This window comes from Eggerthia catenaformis OT 569 = DSM 20559, assembly GCF_000340375.1.
GTDB classification, from domain to species: Bacteria; Bacillota_I; Bacilli_A; order Erysipelotrichales; family Coprobacillaceae; genus Eggerthia; species Eggerthia catenaformis.
In genome coordinates, this window is record NZ_KB446648.1 from 50,795 (window position 1) to 58,302 (window position 7,508).

Below are 7,508 nucleotides of genomic sequence, written 5' to 3' on the forward strand. Positions count from 1 at the left end.
CTTCACCGAGCTTTTGACAATGAAATAGTCTAATATTCATTGCCAATCGGAGTATCAGTGTAGGCATTTCAGGGCGTTACCCCGTCATTCTACCTATCAGATTGTCAGTTCTCCTAAGTTTCAAACTTTAAGTCCTTCGACTTAGTGCATAAGCTTTTCACTTATGAACGTGTCGCACGGTTATCGTTCCCATATCCTTCCAAAAGGTTTACAATGCCCCAGATTCCAAGGCCTGCGCCAAGTGCGATAACAAGTGTCTGTAATACTCCGACTGCTGAATTAAAAAATCCCATAGATTCATCCTTTCTGCCGCCTTTGCGGCTAAACATAAATTTTTGCTTATTTCCTCATAAAAAAATCCGCTTTCTTTAGCGGATCAGAAACGGACGTCAGGTGCCCGCGCTCTATATACTGCTGTCTTATATATCAAGCTTTTTCCTCCTTCTTTTATTCTTCCGTTAATTTTTCCGCATCGATTTCATAGTAGTCAAAGACTTCATTTTGCCTTACGATAGCGGGGCGGCGTTTTATATATCTTTCCGCATCAAAAGAGTTTTTCTTGTCATAGTCGGAAAGATATTTGTAATTTGGGTGAGCTGTAATATCGTACTTATCCGAAAAGAACGGTCTTACGCCTCTTATTTGCAGGATGCATTTGCCGCCGTCCATTACCGCAATCTCATCCTGTGTCATAAGCTCTTTACCGAGCTTTTGATAGTTCAGCCCGTGGGAAAGCTCCCGTCCTCTTGTTTCAGAGGTATTAAAGCTGTCGATGGTTTCCTTACCGAGTATTTCAGATACGTCCTTTAGTGTTGTTTTTTCCTTTCCTCCAAGAAAGAGGAAGCTGTCGCAATTTCCTGTGATGGTGTCCGCATTTTCCTTATAGATTGCTTTAAGCTGGGACTGGGACTGCAAAATAATAGAAGCCGATATTTCACGGCTTCTAATGGTGGCAATCAGTTTTTCAAACTTTGGAATCTGCCCGATATTTGCAAACTCATCAAGCAGGCAGCGAACATGAACGGGGAGCCTTCCGCCATACACATCATCAGCTTTGTCGCAGAGAAGATTAAATAGCTGGGTGTAGAGTATTGAAACAACAAAGTTAAAGGTATCATCGGTATCGCTTATGATAACAAAGAGGGCTGTTTTTCGATCCCCTATGGTATCAAGCTCCATTTCGTCCTTTTCAAGAAGCTCCCTAAGCTCTCGGATGTCAAAGGGGGCAAGACGGGCGCCGCAGGAAATTAATATTGAGGATCTTGTTTTCCCTGCGGAAAGCAGAAACTTCTTATACTGCCTTACCGCAAAATGCTCCGGATCTTTTTCCTCCAATCTCTGAAACATAAGATCCACCGGACTTTGAAATTCCAGGTCATCTTCACGGGCTTCCGATGCGTTTATCATTTCAAGAAGCGTGGTAAAATTCTTTTCTTCCTCTGGTGCTTCATAGAAGATATATCCGATCAATGCAGAGTAGAAAAGGCGTTCCGATTTTGTCCAGAAGTCCTCAGCGGCTTTTTCGCCGTCGCCTTTGGTATTCATGATGATCGTATTTACCAGCTTCAAAATGTCCTTTTCACTTCGGATATATGAGAAAGGGTTGTACCGCATAGACTTTTTGAAATTGATGGTATTCAGCACCTTGATTTTATATCCGCCTCGCTGCAGAAGCTTTCCGCAGGAGAGAAGCAGCTCGCCTTTTGGATCGGTAACTACATAGGAGCTGTGCATCTGCATCAATGACGGCTTTACAAAAAAGCGTGTCTTTCCGCTGCCGGAGCCTCCGACCACAAGGATGTTTTTATTTCTTGCGTATTTCGGATTTTTCGGGCGGCTATTCATAGTAATGCACTCCGTTTTGGTAAGAGGAATGTTGTTCCTAAAGACGGGATCAATATATGGCTTAATGTCCTTTTTATTTCCAAAACGGGCGGATCCGTACTCTGTTCCTTTTCTATATTTCTTTGCATTTTTGCCTTTTACATAGACAGCAAAACGAATGAGTGCAGCCACTATGATTCCGATACAAAGGTCGGCTAAATGAAAGCTGATAAGGGGAGAAGAAAAGGCTTCTGCCAAACCTTTTGGAAAGTGCAGAAGCTTTGTTCCAAAATCCATGCCGTAGGATAGGCGAAAGCCCTGTGCTATTTTGTCAAAGAGATAGACAAAGACCAGATAAGGCAGATGCAGTAAAATTTGTTTCTTTGTTTCTTCCGTCATCGTTCAATCCCCCTGTCTTTATTTTTTACAACTTCACGACCTTTATTGATTGCCTTTGCCTGCTCCTTAAAGGCGGAAAGCACCTTTCTTACAGAGGGGAGCCTTTCTTTTGTGAGCTTCTTTTTGGAAAACTCATCAAAGGCCGCCTTTAGAACATCCGCATCCCGTCCTTTGAAAAACACAAGATGGCGGGGCGGAGAAGTGCTTTTGTCTTTTTTTAGGGCAAAGTCTATTCCGTATTTCTTTGCGGTTGCTTCAAAGGCTTTGATATTTTCATCCGTGATTTCGATATTGGAAACGCCTGCGTTCTGCTTCATAAGCTGCTTTAGGCTTTGCTTTCCGTGGGGAAGCTGCCGCCTTGCTTCCTGCTTTTTCATCTCCGCAAGGAAAAGCTTTATCGCTTTTTGTAATAGCCTTGCGGTAATTTTTCCGCCTTTGATATACAGAGCGATCACTTTTTCGTTTATTTCATCCTGCAATTTTTTCCTCCTTTCTTTGCTACCTCAGGTTATATGAATTAAATCCGCACCAAAAGCCCGTTTAAGTCATCGGTTCGGATCCCTGTAAGATACCAGTTATTGCCGTATTCCATTCTTGCAGGCTTCCACTTGCCGCGAAGAAATACCTCCAGACAGTCCCCGCAGTGAAGCCCGCCGTAATACTCGTTTAAGTCAAAACGGATGTCGTAACGGTCGCGGTATTCGTCAAAGATAAGGGTTCCCTGTTTCATAATTTTTCTCCTTTAGAAGTTATTTCCTCCGTACATATCGTGATTGACAAGTGCGGTGTAATAGTTTCCTATGGTGGACGGAGCATTAAAAAGCACCGCCTTTAGATACTGCTTTATGTTTCTTACCTTTGTGGTATTTTCCTGCATACAGTCAAGGACAAACTCGATATGGCTGCTGTCAAGCTTCATAAATTTTGCCTTTACAAGCTCCGCCGGGTATTCATCACCTGCAATTAAGATGCGCTTTCTTTTGCTGCATACGGTTTCAAGAATAAGGTCAAGGATTTCATCGATGCGATCACGGTCAAGGCGTTTAGCGTTTATGAGGTGTTCATACTCGATATTGTCCTTGATAATTTCCTCATAGATTTTATATGCGTCTTTCTCATCCGTTCCTTTCTTTTCCGGTAATGACTTCTCCAAAGGAGAGGGGTCAGGGGAAAGGATAGGAATGGAATCGGTATTTAATCCATCTTTATTTATTTCTTCTTTTTTTGATAGATCAGTTTTTTGTATATCTTTATTTAATTGCGTTGGATTTTCCGATGTCGGATTATCCGCTTTCGGTTTTTCCAATATCGGCTTATCCGATGTTGGATTTTCCAATACCGGCTGGTCTAATACCGGACTAATCGGCTGCTCATAAATGGTGTAGGTAATGGCTGTCATTTTCCCTTTTTCATCTCTGCCTTGTGACCTTTCAATATATCCCGCCTTTTCAAGCTCCAAAACTGCTGTGCGAATGGCATCAATACTTTCTTTGTTGATATGGGATAGTCCTGCAAGGGTATAGTCCCAGTTTTCCGGAAGCGACAGCATTTGAGAAAGCAAGCCTTTTGCCTTTAGGGTCAGTTCCTTATTTCGCAGGTGGTGATTGCTCATGACGGTATAGCCTCTGTTTTTCTCTACTCTGAAAACTGCCATGATTTCTGCTCCTTTCGTTTTTATTTGTTACGCAGTTAAAGGGCGATTTTGAAAGAAAAGGTATATTACCCTTACTTTGTCAAAACCGCCCTCAAAAAGCCTTGTATTACAAGCCTGTATATGCCTCTACTTCGTAACATGGGCATGAAAAAAGCGGTGTCCTTATGCTTCCTTTGACAGAAGCGAAAAATCACCGCTTGGTATGTGATATATTCAGTTTTTTGTACAATACCAGCTTGTATGCTGTTATAAAAATGTTGGATTTACTTGTGTTTTAGAAGTATCGTTATCTAACATCAGCTTTTAATCGTCCTGCATTTCAAAAGATGATAGGTCTTGTGAAGAAAAATGAGATAAGAACTATTCTTGTAAAGGATTTATCACGATTTGCAAGAGATTATATTGAATCCGGAGCATATATTGAGCAGATATTCCCTTTTATGCAGGTTCGTTTCATCTCTGTGAATGACAATTATGACAGTAATAACAATGAGAATGGAATCAGCAGTTTAGAAATTCCTTTTAAGAATCTTGTCTACGACTACTATTCCAAGGACATTTCACAAAAAATCAGTTCATCAGTAAGAGTAAGACAGGATAGAGGGTATTATTTCGGTTCAAAAGCACCGTATGGATATGTAAAAGATGAAAAAGACCATCATCAGCTACTTGTCGATGAAAGAGTGAGAAACATCATTGAAGAAGTCTTTGAAAGATACCTGAGTGGAGAAAGTATGCTTTCCATCTCCAAGGATTTTAATCATAGAGGTGTTTTAACGCCGGCAAAACATATAGGGCTTAAAAGAGGAAGTGGAGTATGGACAGGACAGATTATCAGATATGTTTTAACACAAAGAGTTTATACAGGAGCGGTTGTTGGTGGAAAGACAAGGGTACAGGAAGTTGGTTCTGATAATAGAAAATGGGTTGATAGCAAAGACTGGATAATTAGAGAAGATATGCACGAAGCTATTATCTCTAAAGAAGATTTTGGTAAGGTTCAGGATATGCTAAACAGCAATGCAAAACTAATCAGTAGAGAGCGTAAGAATTTTCATATACTTCAGGATAAGGTCTATTGTGGTAAGTGTCATCATAAAATGACCTATACAGTTAATTATGGGAAAACAGATGGGTATTGTTGTCCATATAGATATATAGCAATGGATTATGGTTGCTTGAAAGGGAAGATAAAAGCAGAAACATTAGAAGACATTGTTTCAAAAGAGATTAAACTTTATACAGAGAGCTTTCTTGAAAAAGAGCAGACAAGAAAGATTGAGTATAAAGTTATGGAAAGCATTTGTGAAAGCCTGCTTGACAGGAAGAAAAGACTGGAAGCGGAAAAGCAAAAGATTCAGGTTTCCAAAATGCAGCTTTATGAAAGGCATAAACAGGACGAAATAGATAAAGAAGCATATTTATCAAAGAAAGAAGATTTAAGCAAAAAACTTAAAAATACAGAACAGGAAATAGCCATCATTACGGACAAGATAAAAGAAAATACATCTTCAGGACATAACCTTAATGTTGATAAGCTAAGAGAAGCGGTTGCAAAAGGAGAGCTTGTTTTAGACTGGATCAACGAAGTCATAGACAGGATTTATGTCTATGATAAAGACAAGGTGGAGATTATTTGGAAATTTGAGAAAGGGAATGGAAAAGATGGATAAAAAAGACGAAATTATGCTTGTAAATCAGGAATCCCTTGCAGAAAAAATTTATATCATAAGGGGACAGAAAGTAATGCTTGACTTTGAACTGGCAGAAATTTATGGGTATGAAACAAAAAGATTTAATGAACAGGTCAAAAATAACATTGAGAAATTTGACGATGATTTCAGGTTTCAACTCACAAAAGAGGAATGGGAAAATTTGAGGTCGAAAATTTCGACCTCAAAATCGGAAACAGGTTCAGGAGGCAGAAGATACTTACCTTATGTTTTTAGTGAAGCCGGAATCTATATGCTGATGACGGTTCTTAAAGGGGAGCTTGCTGTCAAGCAGAGTAAAGCCTTAATACGCACTTTCAAGCAGATGAAAGACTACATTGTAGAAAACCAAGGCTTGATTGGACAAAGAGAATTTTTACAGCTTTCCATGCAGATAACAAGCAATGTTGTGGAAATGCAGGGTTTAAGACGAGATTTAATGAATGTGGAAGATAAGGTGGCAGGGTTGGTGGACAATTTAGGTAATGTTGTGCATAAATCCGAACTGTCAGAGTTAATTCTTGACCTTAGCAATCCACAGCTAAAATATGGATTTTTGCTTTTAAACGGAGAGCCGATAGAAGCGAATCTTGCGTATAAGGATATTTACAGCATAGCAAAAAAGAGCATTTATATCGTTGATAACTATATCGGAGTTAAGACACTTGTACTGTTAAAGGATATACCCTCATCGGTAGAAATCACTATATTCAGCGACAATGTTGGTAAAGGACTTCATACACTTGAATACCAAGATTTTTGTAAAGAATATCCGTTTAGAAAGATAAAGTTTCAAAAATCCGGAGGGGAGTTCCATGACAGGTATATTATCATTGATTGGAATACAGATAAGCAGAGGATATACCACTGCGGAGCTTCTTCCAAAGATGCAGGGCAAAGAATTACAACTATATCGGAAGTAGTTGACCAAGTAGTATATGCAGACCTGATAAACAAGCTCTTGAAAAATCCAATTTTAAAGTTAAAATAGAGTAAAAAAAGTTGATTGGAAATTTGAAAAAATATGTATCCAATACTTGACACAAGGGTGGAATGTAAATCTACAGTACACGCAGTTAAACCTGTTATGTACAGATAATTAGAATATAACCAAAGTGGAATATAAATGTTATTTATTACAAGTTTCTTAAATTTAAGGACATGAATTAGAATATAACCAAAGTGGAATGTAAATATAAAATATGTATTGCTTTCATTAAAAGACTTTTGTATTAGAATATAACCAAAGTGGAATGTAAATGTACGGGGGATATGGAAGGTTCTGTTGCCGTGCGGTATTAGAATATAACCAAAGTGGAATGCAAATTTCTATTTGCAGCCTGTTGTTCCTGTATTCTTGTAATTAGAATATAACCAAAGTGGAATGTAAATTATAATTCTGCTTGTCTGTTAGTCCTCTTATCTCGATTAGAATATAACCAAAGTGGAATGTAAATTTTAATCTTTCAATGACAATAGTCCCTATAGCAAAGCATTAGAATATAACCAAAGTGGAATGTAAATGCAAGTTGGGCTTTTAGCTTTTCAGAGTTTTCGAACATTAGAATATAACCAAAGTGGAATGTAAATCAAAACAGGAACAGAACAATCATGATATCTATATTAATTAGAATATAACCAAAGTGGAATGTAAATTTGTACATTTCATCAAATTCAAAACAAGGTAAATCAAATTAGAATATAACCAAAGTGGAATGTAAATTAATATAATATGTTCCGAAAGTGACATCTTTGAAAATTAGAATATAACCAAAGTGGAATGTAAATAAGAATTTATCATCTTCAATGTCTACTTTTATTCCAATTAGAATATAACCAAAGTGGAATGTAAATTAATTTGTTTCAATCTAATTATTTTGTCATCATTAATTAGAATATAACCAAAGTGGAATGTAAAT

7 protein-coding genes, 1 pseudogene and 1 CRISPR repeat array are annotated in these 7,508 nt (G+C 38.1%); of the genes and pseudogenes, 3 read left to right on the forward strand and 5 right to left on the reverse strand.

Going from position 1 to position 7,508, the window contains the following annotated elements; translation table 11 throughout:
• Positions 1–161 precede the first annotated feature (161 nt).
• From HMPREF9943_RS09865 to HMPREF9943_RS05065, 5 genes are all read right to left on the reverse strand, one after another.
• On the reverse strand, positions 162–329 hold the full coding sequence (locus tag HMPREF9943_RS09865) for a Maff2 family mobile element protein (protein ID WP_482156154.1): 168 nt from the start codon (positions 327–329) through the stop codon (positions 162–164).
• A 118-nt stretch (positions 330–447) separates the two neighbouring features.
• A complete protein-coding gene (locus HMPREF9943_RS05050) occupies positions 448–2,223 on the reverse strand; it encodes a VirD4-like conjugal transfer protein, CD1115 family (RefSeq protein WP_004802696.1) in 1,776 nt (591 codons plus the stop codon).
• On the reverse strand, positions 2,220–2,702 hold the full coding sequence (locus HMPREF9943_RS05055) for a PcfB family protein (protein WP_004802698.1): 483 nt from the start codon (positions 2,700–2,702) through the stop codon (positions 2,220–2,222). Before HMPREF9943_RS05055 ends, HMPREF9943_RS05050 begins: the two co-directional genes overlap by 4 nt.
• A 38-nt stretch (positions 2,703–2,740) precedes the next feature.
• A complete protein-coding gene (locus HMPREF9943_RS05060) occupies positions 2,741–2,953 on the reverse strand; it encodes a DUF5348 domain-containing protein (protein ID WP_004802700.1) in 213 nt (70 codons plus the stop codon).
• A 12-nt stretch (positions 2,954–2,965) separates the two neighbouring features.
• Complete coding sequence (locus HMPREF9943_RS05065) at positions 2,966–3,877, reverse strand: DUF6017 domain-containing protein (RefSeq protein WP_004802701.1); 912 nt, start codon at positions 3,875–3,877, stop codon at positions 2,966–2,968.
• Positions 3,878–4,194: 317 nt separating this feature from the next.
• On the opposite strand from HMPREF9943_RS05065, the pseudogene HMPREF9943_RS10415 reads away from it, so the two are divergent.
• The 3 genes and pseudogenes from HMPREF9943_RS10415 to HMPREF9943_RS05075 form a co-directional block, all read left to right on the forward strand.
• Positions 4,195–4,884 (forward strand): annotated as a pseudogene (locus tag HMPREF9943_RS10415) (recombinase family protein); the annotation flags it as partial.
• Complete coding sequence (locus HMPREF9943_RS05070; RefSeq protein ID WP_338032734.1) at positions 4,885–5,550, forward strand: recombinase zinc ribbon domain-containing protein; 666 nt, start codon at positions 4,885–4,887, stop codon at positions 5,548–5,550. It abuts the pseudogene before it with no gap.
• Positions 5,534–6,580, forward strand: coding sequence for an ORF6N domain-containing protein (locus HMPREF9943_RS05075; RefSeq protein WP_482156155.1), 1,047 nt, complete (start codon positions 5,534–5,536; stop codon positions 6,578–6,580). Before HMPREF9943_RS05070 ends, HMPREF9943_RS05075 begins: the two co-directional genes overlap by 17 nt.
• 107 nt (positions 6,581–6,687) lie before the next feature.
• Positions 6,688–7,508: a CRISPR direct-repeat array (repeat unit 30 nt; unit sequence ATTAGAATATAACCAAAGTGGAATGTAAAT).

Coding starts and splice junctions, on each gene's coding strand:
- HMPREF9943_RS09865 (WP_482156154.1), bottom strand. CDS start 329: ATGTTTAGCCGCAAAGGCGGCAGAAAGGATGAATCTATGGGATTTTTT.
- HMPREF9943_RS05050 (WP_004802696.1), bottom strand. CDS start 2,223: ATGACGGAAGAAACAAAGAAACAAATTTTACTGCATCTGCCTTATCTG.
- HMPREF9943_RS05060 (WP_004802700.1), bottom strand. CDS start 2,953: ATGAAACAGGGAACCCTTATCTTTGACGAATACCGCGACCGTTACGAC.
- HMPREF9943_RS05065 (WP_004802701.1), bottom strand. CDS start 3,877: ATGGCAGTTTTCAGAGTAGAGAAAAACAGAGGCTATACCGTCATGAGC.
- HMPREF9943_RS05070 (WP_338032734.1), top strand. CDS start 4,885: ATGCTAAACAGCAATGCAAAACTAATCAGTAGAGAGCGTAAGAATTTT.
- HMPREF9943_RS05075 (WP_482156155.1), top strand. CDS start 5,534: ATGGAAAAGATGGATAAAAAAGACGAAATTATGCTTGTAAATCAGGAA.